Origin of the sequence: Bacillus sp. FJAT-29814 (genome assembly GCF_001510715.1) — a bacterium.
GTDB lineage: Bacteria > Bacillota > Bacilli > Bacillales > Cytobacillaceae > Neobacillus.
The window spans coordinates 605041-627316 of sequence record NZ_LMTJ01000001.1; the positions used below are offsets into that span (position 1 = coordinate 605041).

A 22276-nucleotide genomic window follows, 5' to 3' on the forward strand; every position below is an offset into this window, starting at 1 on the left:
AATGACTACAGTTGAAGCAAAAGTACAGAGTGTCACTGAAATGATTGATCAATTAGTAGATAACGGATTAAAAGCACTGGAAGAATTCCGCCGCTTAGATCAAACCCAAATTGATGAAATCGTGAAGCAAATGGCGCTAGCCGGACTTGACCAGCACATGCCACTGGCAAAGCTGGCTGTTGAGGAAACAAAGCGCGGCGTCTACGAGGACAAAATTATCAAGAACATGTTCGCTACCGAATATGTCTATCATAATATTAAATACAACAAAACGGTTGGCGTGATAAGCGAAAATGAAATGGAAGGCATAATGGAAATTGCCGAGCCGGTTGGAGTCATCGCGGGGGTGACTCCGGTCACAAACCCAACGTCAACGACGATGTTTAAATCTTTGATTTCGATAAAAACGTGCAACCCAATTGTGTTTGCGTTCCATCCGACTGCACAAAAGTCAAGCAGTGAAGCGGCAAGGGTATTAAGAGATGCGGCCATCAAAGCAGGGGCACCGGAAAACTGCATTCAATGGATTGAGACACCTTCCGTCCAAGCAACCCAAACGCTAATGAACCATCCAAAGATTGCTCTTATTCTTGCAACAGGCGGTTCAGGTATGGTGAAATCGGCGTATAGTTCAGGAAAACCGGCACTTGGAGTAGGACCAGGCAATGTGCCGTGCTATATTGAAAAAACGGCAAACCCGAAGCAAGCAGTGAATGATTTAATTTTATCAAAAACATTCGATAACGGAATGATTTGCGCTTCCGAGCAGGCTGTCATCATAGACCAGGATATTTATGATGAAGTCAAAACAGAAATGATCGCCAATAAATGTTATTTCTTAAATAAAACAGAGAAGAAAAAGGTTGAAAAACTAGTAATCAATGAAAATACTTGTGCAGTCAATGCGGATATCGTCGGAATGCCGGCTTATAAGATTGCACAGATGGCCGGCGTGGAAGTTCCGGAGGGCACGAAAATCTTGGTGGCAGAATTGCAAGGCGTCGGACCTGACTACCCGCTGTCAAGAGAAAAACTAAGCCCGGTATTGGCTTGCTATAAGGTAAGCGGCATGGAAGAAGGGTTGAAGCGGTCAGAAGAAATGCTGGAATTCGGCGGACTTGGCCACTCAGCGGTCATTCACACGACCAATGATAAGGCCATTCGTCAGTTCGGTTTAAGGATGAAAGCAGGCCGAATTATAGTCAATGCGCCGTCTTCCCAAGGGGCAATTGGTGATATCTATAATGCTTATATCCCGTCTTTGACCCTTGGCTGCGGTACGTATGGCGGCAACTCTGTTTCCACCAACGTGGGGGCGATTCACTTAATTAATATCAAAAAGGTTGCGAAACGAAACGTGAACATGCAATGGTTTAAAGTTCCGCCAAAAATTTATTTTGAAAAGAACTCTACTCAGTATCTGGCTAAAATGCCAAATATCTCGAAGGCATTCATCGTGACAGACCCTGGAATGGTGAAACTAGGTTATGTGGACAAGGTGCTATATTATTTACGGAAACGGCCTGACTATGTACATTGTGAAATTTTCTCTGAGGTAGAACCAGACCCATCCATTGAAACAGTCATGAAGGGTGCTGAAATGATGGCGAAATTCCAGCCGGATGTCATTATCGCGCTTGGCGGCGGTTCGGCAATGGATGCAGCCAAAGGAATGTGGTTATTCTTTGAACACCCGGATGCTGATTTCTTTGGATTAAAACAGAAATTCATGGATATCCGTAAGCGAATTGTGAAATACCCGCATTTGGGCTCAAAAGCACAATTCGTCGCGATTCCAACAACATCTGGTACTGGGTCAGAAGTAACATCCTTCTCGGTTATTACTGATAAGGAAGCGAACGTGAAGTATCCGCTAGCCGACTATGAATTGACTCCAGATGTGGCGATTATTGACCCGCAGTTTGTCATGACAGTGCCAAAACATGTAACGGCGGATACCGGTATGGATGTATTGACACATGCTATTGAAGCCTATGTTTCCTGTATGGCCAATGACTATACAGACGGTTTGGCTATGAAAGCCATTCAATTGGTATTCGAATATCTGCCTAGAGCCTACAAAAATGGCGGTGACGAAGAAGCTCGCGAAAAAATGCATAATGCTTCCACAATTGCCGGAATGGCATTTGCAAATGCGTTTCTTGGCATTAACCATAGCTTGGCGCACAAGCTGGGCGCTGAATTCCATATTGCCCATGGCCGTGCCAATACCATTTTACTACCGCATGTCATTCGCTACAATGCGAAGAAGCCTGAGAAGTTTACGGCATTCCCTAAATATAGACATTTCATCGCCGATAAGCGTTATGCTGAAATTGCAAGATTGCTAGGACTACCTGCAAGCACGACAGAAGAAGGCGTTAATAGCCTCGTTCAGGCCATCATTGATTTGGCAAGAGAACTAGATATTCCAATGAGCATTGAAGCTGCCGGAATCGATCAAGCGGAATTCGAAAGCAGAGTGGATTACTTGGCAGATCGTGCCTTCGAAGACCAATGCACGACAGCTAATCCAAAACTTCCGCTCATAACAGAGCTTGCAGCCATCTACCGCCAGGCTTATAAAGGTGTCTAACAAATAATTAACATAAGGAAGAAAACCAAAAAGGCCATTTGTCCACCTGGGGTGGACAAATGGCCTAAATTGTCTTTTTGTGGTGCCTGACACCAGGTTCTTTATTGATATGATCTTTCTAGTTCATCAATGAGGGAACCTACGTATGCCACCGCTTTGCGAATTGGCTCAGGTTTTGACATGTCTAAGCCTGCATGTTTGATGAGTTCCAGTGGTTTCATAGTCCCGCCGGCGCGGAGGACGTCAAGCCATCTGTCAACGACTGGCTGGCCTTCTTCCTGAATCATTTGAGCGACAGCTGTTGAAACGGTTAATCCTGCAGAGTAGGTGTATGGATACAGCCCCATATAATAGTGCGGCTGGCGCATCCAGGTCAAGCTGGCGCCTTCATCGATTTCTACCGTGTCACCCCAGAATTCTGATAACACCGCTCCGGTAACTTCTGTCAGCGTCTTCGCTGTCAGTGCTGAGCCTTTCTCGGCAAGCGCATAAACTCGGCGTTGATATTCAGCCTCTAGCAAGTGGGTGACAAAGTTATGGTAGTAGGTTCCTAGCAACTGCAGAATGACCCAGCGGCTCATTTGCTGTTCATCTTTATACTTGTCTAATAAATGCTGACCTAACAGCATCTCATTCATTGTCGATGGCGCCTCAATAAAATACATTGAAGGACGGACGTTCATGATTCGCTGATTCTTATTTGCCAAATAGAAATGTCCAGCATGACCGAATTCATGTGCCAAGGTGAAGCATCCGCGCATATTGTCCTGCCAGGTAATCAGGATGTACGGGTGGGATCCATAAGGGCTGGAACAAAAAGCACCTGTTGATTTTCCGACATTGTCTGCCTGGTCGACCCATCTTTCCTTAAAACCTCGTTGTATGATCTCACTATACTCCAGTCCCATGACTTTTAAGGAATCTAGGATTAATTGGCTCGCTTCCTCAAACGTTGTGGATGGATTAAAATCAGCATCAAGTGGTGCCTTTAAATCACAGAACATCATCTTATCGAGGCCCAGCACTTTTTTCTTCAACTGTGCGAAGCGGCGCATGTGGGGTGCCAATTCTTTATAAATAATGTCAATCTGATTGTTGTACATTTCCAGCGATACTTGCTGGGGATCCAGTAACATATGTGTAACAGACTCATAGTTGCGTAAGCGGGCAAGCGTCACCTGCTTTTTCACTTCCGTAGCGTATGTTGCTGCCATCGTATTGGTATACTTCTCCAATGTCGAAACAAACGATTGGTATGCTGTTCTGCGAACCTCTGTGTCTGGCGAAAATTCATAGCGATTTTCGAACAGGGCAAAGGAGACAGAGAGTTCATTCCCATTAGCATCAGCGATTGGTTCAAAATCCATATCCGCCAATTTGGTCATTTGATAAATTTGATATGGAGCATCATGGACTTGCCCAAGAGCGGCCAAAACCTCTTCAGTTTCCGGCGCGAGCCGGTGGGTTTTCGAATCTAAAAGCTCCATAAGATTCTTTCGGAAAGCGTTAAGACCGGGCTCCTCTTGCAAAAATTGATTGACAACACCATCTTCAAGTTGAAGAATTTCCGAGTCAATAAAAGAGAGGGCGGCAACAGTTTTTGTCCGCAATGCCGCAATTTTTGCAGAATTAGCCTGGTTTACCGGGTCCGTGCCATCTGCCGATTGTTTTAAGCTTGCATATGTCCAGGCCTTAATCATTCGCATTGAAAGCTGCTCCTGTGCTTCCAAGCATTCCAACAAAGCTTTTGGTCCAGTATGTAAAGTGCCCTTGAATCTATCAAATTTCGCGATTTCACAATCAATTGCCTCAAGTTCGGCTTCCCATGCCTCAGCAGATGGAAATAAATCAGCCAGATTCCAAGTCAAATCTTCTTGAACTTCAGAGCGGGTAAGCCGTTTTTCCACTTTTTTCTCCATGAACAAATTCCTCCTAAAATATTTCGTGGTACTAAGTATTATCATAGTATTTGCTAGAAAATTAAGTCAATAACTTTAACGGCTTAATTGTTGTAAAATTTCCAACATTTCCTTAAAATCAAATTACAAGGAATTATGGAAGCGTTTACGAGGGGGAGAAAAGATGAGTTTTGGCAATTCGGTCCAATTCAAGGTTTATCAGCAGTTTGAAAAGAATATTGTCCCTGTTTCCTATGAGGAGTTAGAGGCAAAAGCAAAGGAGCACCTTGAGGCTAAACCGTATTATTATGTGGCCGCCTCAGCAGGCGCTGAGGTGACTGCGAAGCAAAACAATAAGGCATTTGAGAAGTGGCAAATTGTCCCAAGGGTGCTTTGTGACACCTCGACAAGAGATTTAAGCATCGAACTGTTTGGAAAAAAACTATCCTATCCCGTATTGCTTGCGCCGGTTGGCGTGCAATCGATAGTCCATCCTGAAGGGGAATTAGCGACTGCAAGAGCGGCGGCAGCCATGGAGGTTCCGTTAATTGCCAGTACAGCATCTACATATAGCATTGAAAAAGTGGCCGCAGAAATGGGACAAGGCCAGCGCTGGTACCAATTATATTGGAGTAATGACCGCGAAATCGCCGCCAGCATGGTCAAACGTGCAGAAGCTGCCGGCTACGACGCCATCGTGATTACCATTGACACCCCGATGATGGCGTGGCGCGAAAAAGATATCGAGAATGCGTATTTACCGTTCCTTGAAGGGGAAGGGATTGGAAATTACTTATCTGATCCAGTATTCTGTTCAAGATTAGAGAAGTCTCCAAATGAGGACATGAGAGCGGCGATTATGCTGTGGGGGCAAGTATTCGGAAATCCAACATTAACGTGGAACGACTTGGAGTTTATCAAAGGACAAACTTCATTGCCGATTTTGTTAAAAGGAATACTGCACCCTGAAGATGCCAAGCTGGCGGTCGAACACGGCGTCGACGGGATTGTTGTCAGCAATCATGGCGGCAGACAAGTTGACGGGGCGATTGCCGCCATCGATGCCCTCCCGGAAGTGGTCGATGCTGTCCAAGGCAATATCCCGGTACTAATGGATAGCGGCATTCGCAGAGGGTCTGATATCTTGAAAGCACTGGCCCTTGGAGCCAGAGCGGTGTTGGTTGGCCGCCCGTACATGTATGGTTTGGCATTGGCAGGGGAAGAGGGTGTCAAGCAGGTGCTGCGTAACCTGATTGCCGATTTTGATTTAACTTTGGCTTTGTCAGGCAAACGGTCGATCGAGGAATTGAGCCGTGATTTACTAAAAAGTATGTAATGGGGGAAAAAGTAATGGAAGAAAAAATAGTTAAAGCCATTCAGGATTATTACCCGGACGAAATTGCCTGGTGCTATGGCTGCGGCCGCTTAAATGAATCAGGACACCATTTTCGCACAGGCTGGCAAGGGGACCAAACTGTAACAATTTATTCGCCGAAACCGGAGCATTTAGCAGCCCCGGGGTTCGTATATGGCGGACTAATTGCTTCGCTCATTGATTGCCACGGCACCGGATCTGCGGCATTGGCACTGCATCGGAAAAATGGCCATGAACCAGGTGATGGGGCGGAACCGCCCCGGTTTGTGACCGGCAATTTAAATGTAAGCTTTGTCAAGCCAACACCACACGGGGTACCGCTTAAAGCGGTCGGAACCGTTACCGAAATTCACCCGAAAAAATTCAAGGTAGAAACAGAAGTTTTTGCCAATGACGTGCTTTGTGCCAGCGGTGAAGTAATCGCCGTGTCGATGCCTAGTACATTTTTAAAACAGGAATAAGACTAAAAACACCCTTCCAGCCATCCGCTGGAAGGGTGTTTTTAATAGATTAACAGATAGGCATTTATTCCTATATGCAAATTGGAAATTATTAATGAATTATCTCTATTATTGCCGAAATATTGGTAATTTTTTAACTTGTTAAAATTTTGTGGATTCTATAAGATTTATAGTAATTGTGCCAAATGGTACAAGCTGGTTCGCTAGTTTCATAGCGGCTGGAAAATATTATTTTTTAGGGGGTCACGCTGTGGTAGTAGGAAAGAAAGGTTCCAAGGTTTTTGCTTCACTTTTAGCAGTATCGATTGCATTTGGTTCGGTAGGCTTTGCGTCTGCTGAAACATCAAATGGCAAATCAGCTTATTCACATGACCAAAAAGTGGTCGCGAGAGTCGATGCTGCAAGGGCAATTGAACACGTCAGATATTTATCTGAGGAAATCGGCACTCGTCCTGGTGGACTTGAGGGGGAAAAGCGTTCAGCGGAATATATTGCTAAAACGCTAAAAGGCTACGGATATGATGTTGAATATCAATATTTCCCTGTCGCTGATCAGTACATTGCTAATTTTGCCTTCGCTGATGGAACTTCGTGGGAAATGGCTGCAGCTCCAAACGGAAAAATCAGTGATACAGCTGTAAAAGGTCAGGTTATTTTTGTTGAGGGCGGAACAAGTTTAACTGATTTCCCAGCTAATACAGCAGGAAAAATTGTTGTCATGCCAAGAGCATCAACTACTGCCGGCTACCGGACACAGGTAGATAACGCGGTGAAAGCTGGTGCCGCCGGTGTTATCCTTCAAAGCCTTGTCGGCAGCCGTGGCAACTACGGGCAAACCTTTAATCCAAGTTTGGCATCCAAACTTGATGTTCCTGTTTATGGGGCAGCCTACATTCAAGGAGAATGGCTGAAGGAACAGCTGGCAAAAGGTCCGGTTGAAGTCAGCCTTACAGCCAAGCACCATGCTAACCTCCAATCCGTAAACGTCATTGCCACCAAGGCGCCAAAAGGTAAAAATACACATACAAAAGAGGTTATCTTTGGAGCGCATCATGATAGCGTTGTCGGGGCCCCTGGAGCAAATGACAATGCTTCAGGTGTTGGAATGATGCTTGAATTTGCCCGGGTTTTTAAAAGTTACAATACCGATAAAGAATTGAAGTTTATTGCATGGGGTTCGGAAGAGCGCGGCTTACTGGGCTCTAGATATTACGTAAACCAACTGTCACAAGAACAAAAGGATAGAATCGAAGCATATTTTAATCCGGATATGGTCGCCACTAATTATGACAAGGCTACTCACCTTTATGCAATGACACCAGACGGAAGCAGAAATATTGTAACGGATTCTGCAATGGCCGCTGGAGCCCGTTTAGGAAATTCTGATATTCTGCCAGGAACATTCGGATCAAGTGACCACGTACCATTCCACCAAGCAGGTATCCCTGCAGCTCTATTTATCTGGATGGGGATCGACAGCTGGGATCCGTTAGTGTATCACATTGAAAAGGTTTACCATACTCCACAGGATACAATTGAGGATAATATTTCGGCAGAACGGATGCAGTCGGCCCTTGAAATTATCGGAGCAGGCCTGTTCAGCACCGTAAGGAAGGATGTCCCTGCCCTAAATAAATAATTGGATGAAGAACAGTCTCCGCAAATTAGGAGGCTGTTTTATTATAAAGTTTTCCAATTTTACTGCAACTAAACCGTCGGTAAAATCGTCATAATAAATAAATGGGCGTTTTGGAGGGTTTAGATGGGACGGATTAAAAAATATATACTTCCATATCTGATCATGTTGATAATGGGAACCGGTCTTATCATTAGTGCTTTCGGACCTGTCATTTTCCAAGAGGGAAATCCAGTGCCGCTGCTTGTTTCTGCAGTTAAACTTCAATTTGGTGATTCAAAATATGTCCAGTTTGCTAAGACAGATAAACGAAGCAGGTATTTGTCAGAAAGTACAGAGGATGACCGGTATGAGGTAATAAAGGATTTTATGACATCAAAAGGCTGGAAGTATCAAGAACAAATGGGGTCGGGATTGATTTTTACGAAAAATGGCGAAGATGCAGTTGTTGAAGTAAGGCAATATTCGAGGCATTATTTTATTTGGGAAATACAAAAAGCGTTTCTTCAATAATACTTTACATAAATAGAGGCTGTCACTGGGGCAGCCTCTCATCCGTTTTCTTTCATTTCCTCTATTTTGATAAAATAGTCCGCAATTAATCGCTTCAACTGACGAAGATTATTTTCCCATATTGGATCCCCCAAGGACGTTAATGCAGCCATGGTACTCTCAATTAAAAAACGGCGCGGGTTTTTTGAATCCAGTAATTCCTCTTCAATAAACGAAAGCAATTCGGTTTGACTTTCCTGCTGGTCTGTACCCGCAAGAGAATTTTTCAATGAAGCAACAAGGTGATGCAGCTCCTTTTTAAATGAGGGACCGGGTTTTTTGCTGGGCAGCCAAGTTTCCAAAGTTTCTGGTGTAATTAGTTGCTCATTCGCCTCTGACACTTCATCGACCATTTTAACTAACCGGTTTACCGTGTAACGGACAACCTCGGCAATATTGGTATTCGTTTGATAAGCCAAATTGCTATATCTAAGATTATCGCGAAGAATCCCCAAAAACATAATCGCGCAATCCAATAAAAACGGCTTCTTTTCTACCCCGAATAGGTCTATAAACCGTTGATAGAGCCAACGAATATTTTTTATTTGCCCTTTCTTGATAAATAACTTCAGGTCTTTATCATCTGAAGCCATAACCTCATCAAAAAGGGTAATCAGATTATTTTTTCGATTCATTTTTAATTGCAACTCAACCTGTTTAATAAAAACTTCAATATCAGATGGAGATTGGCCGAGTAATAAGTCATCACGCATTTTTTCAAGGTCGACAATCGACTTTTTGAAAATGGCAATTAATAATTCATTCTTAGAAGAGAAATAATTATAAAATGTACCTTTTGAAATTCCGCTGTATTCCAATATATCTTGAATCGAGGTCGCTTGAAACCCTTTTTCAATAAAAAGCTGATGAGCCTTCTTCAGGACTTGCTGCTTTCGTTCATTCATAACTATCTCCTTGCATTCTTTTTGGACTACGAGTATAAAATTATAGTACCTTATTTTTTTTGTCCTGACAAACCTATAAAATATGCAAGATTTTTTTATTGCAAAAAATGAACTGAGAGTATAATATATGTAAGTATGAAACAAGGGTATAAAAAAATGAACAATTAGTTTAGAGGGGGAAACACTATGGAGAAATCAGTTAAACATACTGACCGTCCACCATATGGAATTATTGCTGTCCTAATGATCGGCGCATTTATTGCATTTTTAAATAATACATTACTAAATATTGCTTTGCCTTCGATTATGAAGGATTTGGATGTGGATGCGGCGACAGTCCAATGGATGTCCACCGGTTTTATGTTGGTTAACGGGATTTTGATTCCATCCACTGCCTATTTAATCCAGAAGTATTCAGTTCGGAACTTATTTCTATTTTCAATGGGCATGTTTGCGGCTGGAACAATTCTCGCCGGATTTGCTCACGCTTTTCCGTTATTGTTAGCAGGAAGAATGATCCAGGCTGCGGGTTCAGCTATCTTAATGCCTTTATTAATGAATGTTATGCTTGTCAGCTTCCCGATTGAAAGGAGGGGAGCGGCGATGGGTGTATTCGGGTTGATTTTAATGGCAGCACCGGCGATCGGCCCAACACTTTCAGGCTGGATTATTGAACACTACGATTGGAGAATGCTATTCCACTTTGTTACACCAATTGCCATTGTTGTTATCTTAATCGGATTTTTCTTATTAAAAGATAAGAAGGAAAAAGTAAATATTCGTCTTGACGTGCTATCATTGTTATTATCAAGTATAGGTTTTGGCGGCATTCTTTACGGCTTTAGTTCTGCAGGAAGTAAAGGCTGGGACAGCCCTCTAGTCTATGGAACCATTGGTGTCGGTGTCATTTCATTAGTGACCTTTATCCTGCGTTCCTTAAAACAAAATCAGCCATTGTTAAATTTCCGAATTTATAAGTATCCGATGTTTGCTTTAGCTTCAGCGATTACGATGGTTGTCAACATGGCGATGTTTTCCGGGATGTTGCTGTTGCCGATTTATGTTCAGACCCTTAGAGGAATTACGCCGATGGATGCTGGTTTAATGCTGCTTCCAGGTGCGCTGGTCATGGCTTTTATGTCACCTATCACTGGAAAATTGTTTGATAAAATTGGTGGCCGTCCGCTGGCACTTGCTGGCTTGACCATTATGACGGTAACAACTTACTTTTTCAGCCAATTAACCTTTGAGACATCATATACGTACTTAATGATCCTCCATGCGATTCGGATGTTTGGTATGTCGATGGTCATGATGCCAGTTTCGACAAATGGACTTAACCAGTTGCCAGCGCGCTTTTATCCACACGGCACTGCGATGAACAACACGCTAAACCAGGTGGCCGGTGCAATCGGTACGGCTCTTTTGGTAACAATCATGTCAAACCATACTGAGACAAGAGCAAAAGAGCTTGGCGACGAAGCCATGAAAAATCTTACTCAGCAGCCTACTCCAGAGGTCATTGCACAAATGAAACAGGAAATTATGGCTAAAGCTATGTTGGATGGAATTAACTATTCATTCTTAATTGCAACATGTATTGCGGCTGTCGCAATCGTTCTTTCCATCTTTATTAAACGCGCAAAACAAGCAGAAGATCCTGGGGAATATAAGCCTACAGGCGAAAAAAAAATCGCTCCGAAATTAGCGGGTAATTAATCACCGTAGAGGTGGTCCAAATCGGGCCGCCTCTATTTGCTATTTTCATGAAAATCGCTCAATATATAGATGAAACTGGTAATGGAGGAATACGATGTTAAAGGATCAGATCAAGCAATATATGTCAGGTGAAGCCATTTTTAAAGAGGAAAAAGAATATGCGGAAAAGCATGGTTTGGCAGATACGCCATTAATCGAAAAAGAAGCAAGTCTTCGGTTCGAAGACGCATACATCGAACGCTGCGATAAAGAAACAGAAAATCTAATTCGCACTGAATCGGCGTCATTTTTAACCCAGCCGCTTGTTTTCCTGAAAAAGCACAAAAATGAATTCATCTACTTGGAATCCAAATGGTTTGATGTTGTTCGAGCTGAATCGGTATCAATCGAGGCCGATGATGTTTTTGGCACATACGATGTCATGCTCGGAATAAAGCTGCAAAAGAAATATGATAAAAAGCTGCAGCAGTTTTTAAATAACCATCTACATAGTGAAAGTTCGAAGTTTGATTTATTGTTTAACGGCCAAGAGGGTCTTTGGGATTTAAACTTTGCGTTAAATTCAAAGGAAGGCTTCGATGAAAACATGAGCATTGGTGAAGGATACCAGCTCGTTTATCAATTCTTGTTTAAACTGATGGAAAGCATGGAGGAAGAGGACATTTAACTTGGGGTCGCCAATAATATACTGTAGGTTATGAAGGAGGGGAGTCTGTGCGAGTTATTTCATTATGCCCGAGCAATACCGAAATTGTTGAGTATCTTGGCCTTACCCACTTATTGGTCGGGGTTGATGATTTTTCGGACTGGCCGATCGAAATTAGGGACTTGCCGAAGCTCGGCCCGGATTTATCAATCAAGATGGATTTGGTTGAGCAATTGAATCCCGATATCGTTCTTGCTTCCTTAAGTGTTCCGGGGATGGAGAAAAACGTGGAGGCTTTGCAAGAACGCGGGATTCCCCATATTGTGTTAAATCCGCAATCATTAAAGGATATTGAGCAGGATTTAATTAGGACAGCCGAGGTACTTGGTGTTCCGGGAAGCGGCTTGAAGGCTGCCCAGGAATTTCGTTCGCGGCTCGAGAGGGTAAAAGATCTTTCCAAAAAGATGGATCATCTCCCAAAATTGTACTGGGAATGGTGGCCAAAGCCAATTTTTACCCCGGGAAAAATAAACTGGCTAACAGAAATATCGGAGGCTGCTGGAGCTGTCAATGTTTTTGCTGATGTGGACTTGGCCAGCGTACAGACGGATTGGGAAGATGTACTGCGACGGCAACCCGACTATATTTGCCTTGCCTGGGTTGGTGTCAGGAAGAATAAAGTGCAAAAAAGTGCAGTTACCAAACGTCTGGGCTATGATCAGTTAGGCTACCCGAGCGATGATCGAATTCTCGTATTGGAAGAGGAACTATATTGCCGGCCATCTCCTAGATTGCTAGATGGGTTGGAAAAGCTATACCAGTTAATACATGAATAATGGATTAGCAGCGGGCATGTAAAAGATTGAGAGGGATTCTGTATGAAAAAGAAAACAGCGCTCGTGCTGGGAGCAACCGGTATGGTCGGTCAAGAATTGCTAAAAGTTCTTGTCGACCAAAAAACATACGAGAAAATTCATTTATTAGTAAGGAGACCCATTGAACCCATTGACCCGGTCTGTGAGGTCCATTCCGTTGATCTCGATCGACTGGAATCTTATTCAGAACTATTCAGAGTGTCCGATGTGTTCTGCTGCTTAGGTACCACAATTAAAAAAGCAAAAACGAAGGAAGCCTTTCGCAAGGTGGATTTCCAGTACCCGCTCGAGGCGGCAAAAATGGCAGCAAAACAAGGAGCAGAAAAGTTTTTAATCATTACCGCGATGGGCGCCAATCCGAAATCCCTGTTTTTCTATAATCAAGTGAAAGGGGATATCGAGGCCGGGCTGAAAGAATTAACCATTCCGGCACTTCATATTTTCCGACCGTCATTGCTCTTGGGAGACCGGGGCGAGCACCGATTGGGGGAAGAAATCGCGGCCAAATTCAGCGGTGTTTTGAATGCGTTAATGATCGGTCCACTCACCCCCTATAAAGCAATCGAGGCGAAGACAGTGGCTAAAGCGATGGTAGCAGCTGCTCAATCCGAGGAAACAGGAATCAATATCTACCCTTCCAATGAAATAGAAAAAATGGCTGCGAGAAATTTGTAGGAGGGATTGCAAATGGAAAAAGGTCTATCAGGCAAGAAAGTAGTGATATGCGGCTCCCGCAAAACAGAAGAAATGTGCGCATTAATTGAAAAACAAGGCGGAATACCGCTGGTCCGCCCGCTTCAGGGTACTGTTTTTTTAGCGGAGAAAGAAGTGGGGCCAGACATCATTCAATTCGTTGAAGCAGATGCCGATTGGGTGATACTTACAACGGGAATCGGTACCGAAACCCTTGTGGAACTGGCGGGAAAGCTAGCTTTGGAAGAGGCATTTTTAACAAGGCTTCATGGGGCAAAGATTGCTTGCCGCGGTTACAAAACTGTCGCGGCGCTAAAGAAACTGGGGCTCACACCTGTAGCAGTTGCCGAAGACGGGACAACCAAAGGTCTTGCCCAAGCCCTTCAGGATGTAAACTTTTCCGGAAAAAGAGTCATGATCCAGCTGCATGGAGAAACGGCGCCGGCCTTAATAAGGTTTTTTGAATCACGCGGGGCGGAGGTTCAAAAGATCCTGCCTTATCAGCATATTCCCCCAGAAGACAAATCTGTTGAAACGTTAGTCAAGGAAATACTGGGTAAAGAATGTGATGCTGTATGTTTTACGACAGCCGTTCAGGTACGCTCCCTATTTGATTACGCAAGGCAACATTCCATCTATCCAGAAATTATTGTCTGTTTTAATAAACATGTTTTGGCCGCCGCGGTTGGGAAGGTAACAGCAGAGGCACTAAGCGAAGAGGGCGTTAAGCGGATGGTCGTCCCACAACATGAAAGAATGGGCGCCATGATCATCGAATTGGCTCAATATTATAAGAGCTGAATTAAAACAGTGTTTCTAAAAAAAGAAACACTGTTTTTTTGTCGATAAGTTTTATCCCTGTTCCTTATAACAAGTCCCTATTAACTAAATAAATAGTCTGTCAAACAATTTATCATCTCGATGAATTTTTACAAATTTTTCAGGTAGGGTATGGTAAATTGGAAAAGTATTCAGAAAACGGTACGTGTCATTACATTAGCAGGTGCTTTTTACATATTGAATAATTGGCTAGATTGAGTATTTGACAAAATGTAAGGTGTAATACCTAAACACAATCAGTAAAATAGATATAGAATGCAGAATTTTCTGTAAAAATGAGACTGGGGATGATAGGATTAATTAAATAGACGGAGTTAATAAAGCGCTTTCAATTAGAAGGACTTTAAATAAAAGGAGGGTTTTTCATTGGCTGTTGAAAAAATGCAACGGATTTCCCTGACAAATCTTGAACGGAACTTCCAAGAGGTAGAACCCGGACTGACAACGCAAGAAGCGATAGAGGAATCCAATCGCTGCCTCTATTGTTATGATGCCCCGTGTATTAAAGCCTGTCCGACAGGCATTGATATCCCAACATTTATTAAAAAAATCGCCTCAGGGAATCTACTCGGTTCAGCAAAAACCATTATGTCTTCAAACCCGGTCGGAGCAAGCTGTGCGCGGGTTTGCCCAACAGAAGAGCTCTGTGAAGGAGCTTGCGTGCTTAATCATTCCACAAAACCAATTATGATTGGCAATCTGCAGCGTTTTGCAACAGATTGGGCCATCCACAATGACAAAACCCTTTTTGAGCCTGAAGAATCCAATGGCCGGACAGTTGCCGTTATCGGCGGTGGCCCTGCCGGATTATCTGCAGCCCGCGAGCTGGCACGATTCGGCTATGCCGTTACCATTTTTGAAGCTGCCGATAAGGCCGGCGGATTAAACACGTATGGAATCGTTTCATTCCGCTTGCCTCAGCGAATTTCGTTCTGGGAAGTCCAGCAGGTAGAAAAATTAAATGTCACCATCAAAACTAACACCATTGTTGGCAAGGATCTTTCAGTTAAAGATTTACTGGAGGGGTTTGACACGGTCGTGCTTGCCGCTGGGATGGGTCATGTCCCAAGCCTCGGTATTGACGGAGAAAACCTTGATGGTGTCTATGATGCAATAGAATTTGTAAAGTCGACAAAGGATGGCGGGATCACTGAGGATTTTATCGGCAAAAAGGTGGTCGTCATCGGTGCCGGTAACACCGCGATAGACGGAGCGACCTGTTCAGTCCGATTGGGTGCGGAGAACGTCAAAATTTTATACCGTAGAACTGCCGATGAAATGACGGCCTATGACTTTGAGTATGAATTTGCCAAGCAGGATGGCGTTGAGTTTCGCTGGTTGACCGCGCCAAAGCAGATTATCGGCGATGAAAACGGCAAGGTTATCGGAATACAGTGCATAAAGATGAAGCTTGGCGAACAGGAAGATGATGGCCGCCGCCGTCCTGTACCCCTAGAAGGGTCAGAGCATGTGATTCCGGTAGATGCCGTGATAAAGGCGATCGGACAAACAAGGCATTTCAGCTTAATCGAGCAATTAGGTCTTGACCATGACGGGGGTGTCGTCAGAGTTGACCCCAAAACACTTCAAACCTCCAATCCAAATATTTTCGCCTGTGGCGATGTGATTTTTGGCAAAGGAAAAGGGGAAGCGATGGTCGTGACGGCGGCCCAGCAGGGAAAAGACGTTGCCTTCGCGATTCATAAACAATTTACTGCAGTTGAAACGGTCAATTAAAAGGGGGAAACGAGATGGCTGATTTAAGCATTAATTTGGCAGGAATCAAGTCACCCAATCCATTCTGGCTGGCGTCTGCGCCACCGACGAATTCCGGCTACCAAGTCCAGAGGGCATTTGAAGCTGGCTGGGGTGGGGCCGTATGGAAAACACTAGGAGATCCAATTTTAAACGTAACGTCCCGATTCGCCGCAATCAACTTCAACGGGCAGCGGGTAGCCGGTTTTAACAATATTGAATTGATAACCGACCGGCCGTTGGACGTGAATTTAAAAGAAATCTACGAAACGAAAAAGAAGTTTCCCAATCACGCAATTATTGCCTCACTGATGGTTGAGCCACAACAGGATAAATGGCATGAAATTGTCAAGCGCATTGAGGATGTCGGCGTCGATGGTCTTGAATTAAACTTCGGCTGCCCGCACGGGATGGCTGAGCGCGGGATGGGGTCTGCTTCCGGCCAGGTGCCTGCACTAGTAGAAAAACAAACCTATTGGGTGAAAGAAGTCGCGAAAACACCGGTGATTGTTAAACTGACGCCAAACATTACCGATATTACCGCAACCGCCGAGGCAGCATGCAAGGGAGGGGCGGATGCCATCAGTATGATTAATACGATCAACAGCCTGATGGGAGTCGACCTTGATTCCTGGAACACGATACCGCATGTGGCCGGTAAAGGCGCACACGGCGGCTATTGCGGCCCGGCAGTCAAGCCGATTGCTTTGAATATGGTAGCCGAGTGCGCCAGAAGTCCGCATATCAATGTGCCAATTTCCGGAATCGGCGGCATTTCGAATTGGCAAGATGCTGTTGAATTTATGCTGATGGGAGCAACCGGTGTCCAGGTTTGTACAGCCGCCATGCACCACGGTTTCCGGATTGTCGAAGATATGATTGAAGGACTTAGCAACTATCTTGATAGCAAGGGAATTGCAGCTGTTACTGACATCATTGGCAAATCAGTCCCTAAATACTCGGACTGGGGCGATCTAGACCTCAATTACAACATTGTTGCAAGAATTAATACAGATGTTTGCATCAACTGCAATAAATGCCATATTGCCTGCGAAGATACGTCACATCAATGTATCGATATTTTGAGCGATGCATCAGGAAAAAGCTATCTAAAGGTCCGCGAAGAAGACTGCGTAGGCTGCAACCTTTGCTCGATTGTCTGCCCAGTTGACGGTGCGATTGACATGGTTGAACTGCCTAACGAACTGCCGCCGATGACCTGGAACGAACGCCAGGCTGCGTTAAACGCCTCTGTACAATGCAAAATAGATGTTTCCAAGTAATGTAAAAGAATGGAGGAACTAAAGGATGAAGAAAATTATTAAAAACGGAACCATCGTTACCGCAACAGACACGTTTCAAGGCGAAATTTTAATTGAAGACGGAAAAATCACGCAAATTGGCGCGAACCTGTCTGCCCTTGGAGCAGAAGTGATTGACGCAAAAGGTTGTCTGGTTTTTCCAGGGGGCATTGACCCGCACACCCATCTCGATATGCCGTTTGGCGGCACAGTCACCAAGGATGATTTTGAATCAGGAACGATTGCCGCGGCGTTTGGTGGAACCACGACCATTATTGATTTCTGCTTAACCAACAAGGGGGAACCGCTGAAAAACGCGATCCAAACGTGGCATAACAAATCGAAGGATAAAGCCGTCATTGACTATAGCTTTCACCTGATGATCAGTGAAATTAATGATAGAGTACTAGGCGAATTACCGGAGGTGATTGGTGAAGAGGGGATTACCTCATTTAAGGTGTTCATGGCCTATAAAAATGTGTTTCAAGCCGATGATGAAACGCTATTTAAAACACTTGTTACGGCCAAGGAACTCGGGGCTTTGGTCATGGTTCATGCCGAAAACGGCGATGTCATTGATTATTTAACGAAAAAGGCACTGGCTGAAGGAAAAACGGATCCGATTTACCATGCGTTGACAAGACCGCCTGAATTGGAGGGGGAAGCAACAGGACGTGCTGCCAGATTTACCGGACTTGCAAACTCGCAATTATATGTTGTTCATGTTTCCTGTGCCGATGCGGCGGAAAAGATCGTCGAGGCCAGGGCAAAGGGGTACGATGTCTGGGGCGAGACCTGTCCGCAATACTTAGTGCTTGATCAAAGCTATTTGGGGAAACCGAATTTTGAAGGAGCAAAATATGTCTGGTCACCGCCGCTCCGCGAAAAATGGAACCAGGAGGCACTTTGGAACGCGTTGAAGAGCGGCCAGCTGCAAACACTTGGTTCTGACCAATGTTCGTTTGATTTTAAAGGCCAGAAGGATTTGGGCCAAGGAGATTTCACGAAAATCCCGAATGGCGGCCCGATCATTGAGGACCGATTGACGATTTTATTCTCTGAGGGGGTAAAGAAGGGGCGGATTAGTCTCAATCAATTTGTGGATATCACATCGACGCGAATTGCCAAGCTGTTCGGCCTATTCCCGAAAAAAGGAACGATCGCCGTTGGCGCCGATGCCGACCTGGTTATTTTTGACCCGAATGTGGAACGGGTGATTTCCGCGGAAACGCACCATATGGCCGTCGATTACAATGCCTTTGAAGGCATGAAGGTAACAGGTGAGCCTGTTTCCGTGCTGGTTCGCGGCGAATATGTCGTCCGTGACAAGCAATTTGTCGGCAAGCCTGGTTCGGGACAATATTTGAAACGGGCAAAATATAGCATGAATACTCAGATTAATCAAGATCAAACCCTATCAATCTAATAAAAATAAATAACACCCATGTTTCTTCAATAGACCACTCCTACAAGTTGTCGGGTTTTCCCGGCGACTGCCCATGATGTGAACGTTGATGTCGGTTGTTTTGAATCTTGGATTTGAAAAAATTTAACCGAAACGGAGTGTTCATATGAAAAAAAGCCATTTAAAATCACCGGATTTACTGCCCATCCATCAGAAAGACCGAAAAATTACCAATCTGGGTTTTTCGTTTATGTGGGTGGGCATGGTCGTCGTGCTTGCCACCTTTGCCATCGGCGGATCAGGTGTTATGACCATATCATTGCCGTGGGTGATCCTGGCCACTGTCATCGGAAGTCTGGCCATTGGGTTTTTCATCTCATTGATTGCCGATATCGGAATTGAACACGGTTTGTCATTTCCTGTCTATATGAGGGCACCTTTCGGGACGATTGGAACCCATATCCCATCCGTTACCCGCGGCGTAACAGCCTCTATGTGGTTTGGCATTAATACCTATTTTGGGGCAACGGCAATGAATGGTATCTTAAATATTTTATTTGGCTTTGATAATTGGTTTGCTTGCTTTTTGATTTTTGCGATTGTTCAATTGGTGAATACCGCGCTCGGGATTAAATCCATTGAACGGTTTGCGGATCTGGCTGCACCGGTGATTCTCATTATCGCCTTATGGATGTATGTTTCATTGTCAGACGAGGCAGCCGCTGCGGGCAGGGATGTATGGAGCTGGGTGGAATCGCCTGTAACCGGTGGTGCAGCGTTTACTGCATTTTTAGTCGTCATTTTTTCCAATATGGGCTTCTGGGCAACATTAAGTGCCGATATTCCGTCTATATCCCGGTTCATTAAGGCACCTGCAAATGAGAAAAATTGGTTTAAACGGAATAAAGGCTCGCTGATTGGTAACCTGGTCGCCATGCCGTTGACACAGACGTTTATGATCATTATCGGTGCGGTTTCTTATATTGCCGTGTTGAACTATGACCCTGTTGTTGCCTTGCAGGAGGCTGCCGGCGGCTTTATCCTAGCTATTTTGCTGTTAATGGTTGTGTTGGCACAGTGGTCTACGAATACGGCTGCGAATGTGGTCCCAGCAGCGACGATTTTCTCAAACGTTGGCGGACCTAAGTTCCCATTCTGGGCCGGTGTCATTACAGCCGGCATTGTCGGTTCGGTTGTCCAGCCTTGGAAGCTATTTGGTGTCATTATTCCATTCCTATTGTTTGTCGGCGGGATCCTGTCAGCCATTGTCGGCATCCTGTTTGCCGATTATTACTTGAACCGCAAGCGGCGAGTAAATGTTCCGGAACTATATGAGGATCATGGCCAATTTAAATACTTGGGCGGTGTAAATGTTGCCGGGTTCATCGCCTGGATTATCGGCGGAATAGCGTCTTACTTTGTGCCGGAATATGGATTCTTGGTTGGCTTCCTCATCGGCGCCGGTGTGTATTATGTACTGGCAAAGTACTGGTGGTTCAATCTGTATCGCCAAGCAGAACTCGAAGACCCAGATGATGAAAAATATTTGGGAATATCGGTGGGGCGTGATTGGGTAATTGATGAAGAACCATTGCTTGAACCTGCTGTCCAAGAACTTCCGGAAAATCTGGATTTATATTAAGCAAATTGGAGGTGGTGAAATGTCAGAATATCAACATTTCCTTGAGGAACGGGATAAAATTGATTTTTTGATTCAAAAGGGATACCGAATCTCGGGTGTCAGGGAGCATTTGGATGGTGCCACGGTGGATTTCGTCCATCCGAACGGTAACGTAATCGAAACATTGCAGATTGGAAATGCCAATGCCCGCAAATATTTCTCCAGTCTATTAATCAAACAGAATCAAGGATTATTGTAGTGGCAAAGGAAAAAGGATTGGACCTGCAAAAGCCAATCCTTTTTCCTGTAGCACGATAAGGAGATAAATCATGAAGGAACAATTTCAATTGAAAGTCCTCGATATTTTAAAAAGAAAACACTTTGATCATGCCGCTGTCATTGCCGGTCATGATGGGCTTTCCCGCGTGGTCAAATGGGTCCATGTCGTAGAGGTTACCAGCATCCGTAATCTCTTAAAAGGACAGGAACTCATTTTGTCCACCGGTGTAGCCTGGAAGGATAATCCGAACCAGTTTGTTTCGATGGTTAAAGAATTTATTGAGAATAATGCTGCAGGGTTGTGTATCGAACTGGGAACCTATATTACGGACATTCCCGATGAAGTGTTGGAATTAGCAAATAACCAGCAGTTCCCGATTATTATTTTTCAACAGGAGGTACCATTTGTCGAAATCACCCAGGACATTCATTCGGTGATCATCAACCAACAATACCAAAAGATTTCCGATTTGGAGAATTATTCGCAGAGCTTAAATAAACGGCTGTTAACGATTGAAAGCCATGAGGAAATCCTCCAGTTTATTTTTTCCGCATTAGATGTCCAGGTCATTTTCCGGCTAAAAAATGGGGAATACGAATTTGTGCCGGATATTCATAGCAGCAACCAAGCAGAAATCCTAGAGCAGCTGGCAAAAAAGCAAGGCAATGAACATATTGCTGTGGCACCGATATTTTTATTCGGCCAGGAATTTGCTGAATTAAGCATCTATTCCCCGGATATCCCGATCAGTGAATTTGATTTATTGATATTGGACCGCACGGCCACCGCTCTTGCCCAGCATTTGCTAAGAGAGTTATATGTTGAGGAAAAAAAGCGGGCGGAGGAGTTTGAATGGCTGCAGGGCTGGCTTGCCGGGGATCATTCCCTTGAAGATATTTACGATTATTTAACTGAAAATGGGTGCAAGGCAAAAGGGAATGAGGCAGCGGTGCTGATCACGAAGCTGATTCCTGTAAAAGAAAAATCGATTTCCGACGTCACTTATCTCAAGCTTTTGTTTCGTTCTGTATTTGAGCAAAATGGGTTTACGGTATTTTTTGTAGAAAAAAGAAATGAGTTAACGTTTATTTTATTGAACAATCGGGCCAAGAGGAATCTGAAGGAGCGCATCAAGAAGGCCATCGTTTCGCTTGAAGAGTCTGAATTTATCCGCAAACAGGGATCAGCCAAATTTATTATTGCTGCCGGAAAGTTTTCAGAATCTTTGTGCGATGTACATAAAAGCTATCTGACGGCGAAAGAAACGTTAAAGATTCAGCAAAAAATGACTCAAAAGCAAAGCCATTATTTTTATGAGGATTTGCATTTGTACCGGTTGATCTCCCAGCTCAGCAAGCATACCGACCTACAGGAGCTGGCGGCTGAGTACCTCCAGCCTGTCATTCAATATGACAAAAAATACAATGCCAAGCTACTGGAGACGTTAAAGGCCTATTTGGAATGCAACGGATCAAAGCAGGAGACCTCCAATAAGCTTTTCATTGTCAGGCAGACGCTTTACCATCGGCTGCAGAAGCTTGAAAACCTCCTAGGCGAGGATTTCATGGAGCGGGAAAAGCGGGTGGCGATTGAATTCATGCTGCTTGTACATGATTATTTAGCGGCTTCACAGCCCGGGAAAATAGGGCAGGCCAAGTAGGGCGGGAGGTCAACTTGTTTAAGAACAGGACGTCTGCGTTTGACATTCTGTCTAATGA

The 22276-nt window shown here is 44.3% G+C and carries 18 protein-coding genes; 16 read left to right on the plus strand and 2 right to left on the minus strand.

Annotated features, from left to right (window positions below; translation table 11 throughout):
- The first annotated feature begins 1 nt into the window (after position 1).
- Positions 2–2596 (plus strand): bifunctional acetaldehyde-CoA/alcohol dehydrogenase, encoded by a 2595-nt coding sequence (gene adhE / locus AR334_RS02870; protein WP_066304685.1) that lies wholly within the window; start codon positions 2–4, stop codon positions 2594–2596.
- A gap of 101 nt (positions 2597–2697) precedes the next feature.
- Here the strand turns inward: adhE and pepF are convergent, their stop codons facing one another.
- On the minus strand, positions 2698–4515 hold the full coding sequence (gene pepF / locus AR334_RS02875) for an oligoendopeptidase F (RefSeq protein WP_066304688.1): 1818 nt from the start codon (positions 4513–4515) through the stop codon (positions 2698–2700).
- A gap of 163 nt (positions 4516–4678) precedes the next feature.
- Between pepF and AR334_RS02880 the strand changes: the two genes are divergently transcribed.
- The 4 genes from AR334_RS02880 (at position 4679) to AR334_RS02895 (ending at position 8479) form a co-directional block, all read left to right on the plus strand.
- Positions 4679–5830, plus strand: coding sequence for a lactate 2-monooxygenase (locus AR334_RS02880; RefSeq protein ID WP_066304689.1), 1152 nt, complete (start codon positions 4679–4681; stop codon positions 5828–5830).
- A 14-nt stretch (positions 5831–5844) separates the two neighbouring features.
- Positions 5845–6330 (plus strand): PaaI family thioesterase, encoded by a 486-nt coding sequence (locus tag AR334_RS02885; RefSeq protein ID WP_066304691.1) that lies wholly within the window; start codon positions 5845–5847, stop codon positions 6328–6330.
- 250 nt (positions 6331–6580) lie between these two features.
- Complete coding sequence (locus tag AR334_RS02890; RefSeq protein ID WP_066304695.1) at positions 6581–7969, plus strand: M20/M25/M40 family metallo-hydrolase; 1389 nt, start codon at positions 6581–6583, stop codon at positions 7967–7969.
- Between the two features lie 123 nt (positions 7970–8092).
- Entirely contained in the window at positions 8093–8479 is a 387-nt protein-coding gene (locus tag AR334_RS02895) for a hypothetical protein (RefSeq protein WP_253701168.1), read from the plus strand.
- A 38-nt stretch (positions 8480–8517) separates the two neighbouring features.
- Here AR334_RS02895 and AR334_RS02900 read toward each other — a convergent pair whose 3' ends face one another.
- A complete protein-coding gene (locus tag AR334_RS02900; protein ID WP_066304697.1) occupies positions 8518–9423 on the minus strand; it encodes a TetR/AcrR family transcriptional regulator in 906 nt (301 codons plus the stop codon).
- 186 nt (positions 9424–9609) lie between these two features.
- Here AR334_RS02900 and AR334_RS02905 point away from each other — a divergent pair, with 186 nt between their 5' ends.
- The 11 genes from AR334_RS02905 (at position 9610) to AR334_RS02955 (ending at position 22218) form a co-directional block, all read left to right on the plus strand.
- Entirely contained in the window at positions 9610–11142 is a 1533-nt protein-coding gene (locus AR334_RS02905; RefSeq protein ID WP_066304699.1) for a DHA2 family efflux MFS transporter permease subunit, read from the plus strand.
- A gap of 94 nt (positions 11143–11236) precedes the next feature.
- Entirely contained in the window at positions 11237–11809 is a 573-nt protein-coding gene (locus AR334_RS02910) for a branched-chain amino acid aminotransferase (RefSeq protein ID WP_066304703.1), read from the plus strand.
- 47 nt (positions 11810–11856) lie between these two features.
- Positions 11857–12624, plus strand: a complete 768-nt coding sequence (locus AR334_RS02915) for a cobalamin-binding protein (RefSeq protein WP_066304705.1) — start codon at positions 11857–11859, stop codon at positions 12622–12624.
- A 42-nt stretch (positions 12625–12666) separates the two neighbouring features.
- On the plus strand, positions 12667–13338 hold the full coding sequence (locus AR334_RS02920; RefSeq protein WP_066304707.1) for an oxidoreductase: 672 nt from the start codon (positions 12667–12669) through the stop codon (positions 13336–13338).
- A gap of 12 nt (positions 13339–13350) precedes the next feature.
- Positions 13351–14157, plus strand: a complete 807-nt coding sequence (locus tag AR334_RS02925; protein ID WP_066304708.1) for a uroporphyrinogen-III synthase — start codon at positions 13351–13353, stop codon at positions 14155–14157.
- A gap of 420 nt (positions 14158–14577) precedes the next feature.
- On the plus strand, positions 14578–15933 hold the full coding sequence (locus AR334_RS02930) for an NAD(P)-dependent oxidoreductase (protein WP_066305230.1): 1356 nt from the start codon (positions 14578–14580) through the stop codon (positions 15931–15933).
- Between the two features lie 14 nt (positions 15934–15947).
- Positions 15948–17234, plus strand: a complete 1287-nt coding sequence (gene preA / locus AR334_RS02935) for an NAD-dependent dihydropyrimidine dehydrogenase subunit PreA (RefSeq protein WP_066304709.1) — start codon at positions 15948–15950, stop codon at positions 17232–17234.
- Between the two features lie 25 nt (positions 17235–17259).
- Positions 17260–18678, plus strand: coding sequence for a dihydropyrimidinase (gene hydA / locus AR334_RS02940; protein WP_066304711.1), 1419 nt, complete (start codon positions 17260–17262; stop codon positions 18676–18678).
- A 145-nt stretch (positions 18679–18823) separates the two neighbouring features.
- Complete coding sequence (locus AR334_RS02945; protein ID WP_066304713.1) at positions 18824–20299, plus strand: NCS1 family transporter; 1476 nt, start codon at positions 18824–18826, stop codon at positions 20297–20299.
- Between the two features lie 19 nt (positions 20300–20318).
- Complete coding sequence (locus tag AR334_RS02950; protein WP_066304715.1) at positions 20319–20537, plus strand: hypothetical protein; 219 nt, start codon at positions 20319–20321, stop codon at positions 20535–20537.
- A 70-nt stretch (positions 20538–20607) separates the two neighbouring features.
- Positions 20608–22218, plus strand: coding sequence for a PucR family transcriptional regulator (locus tag AR334_RS02955; RefSeq protein ID WP_066304717.1), 1611 nt, complete (start codon positions 20608–20610; stop codon positions 22216–22218).
- Positions 22219–22276: the final 58 nt, after the last annotated feature.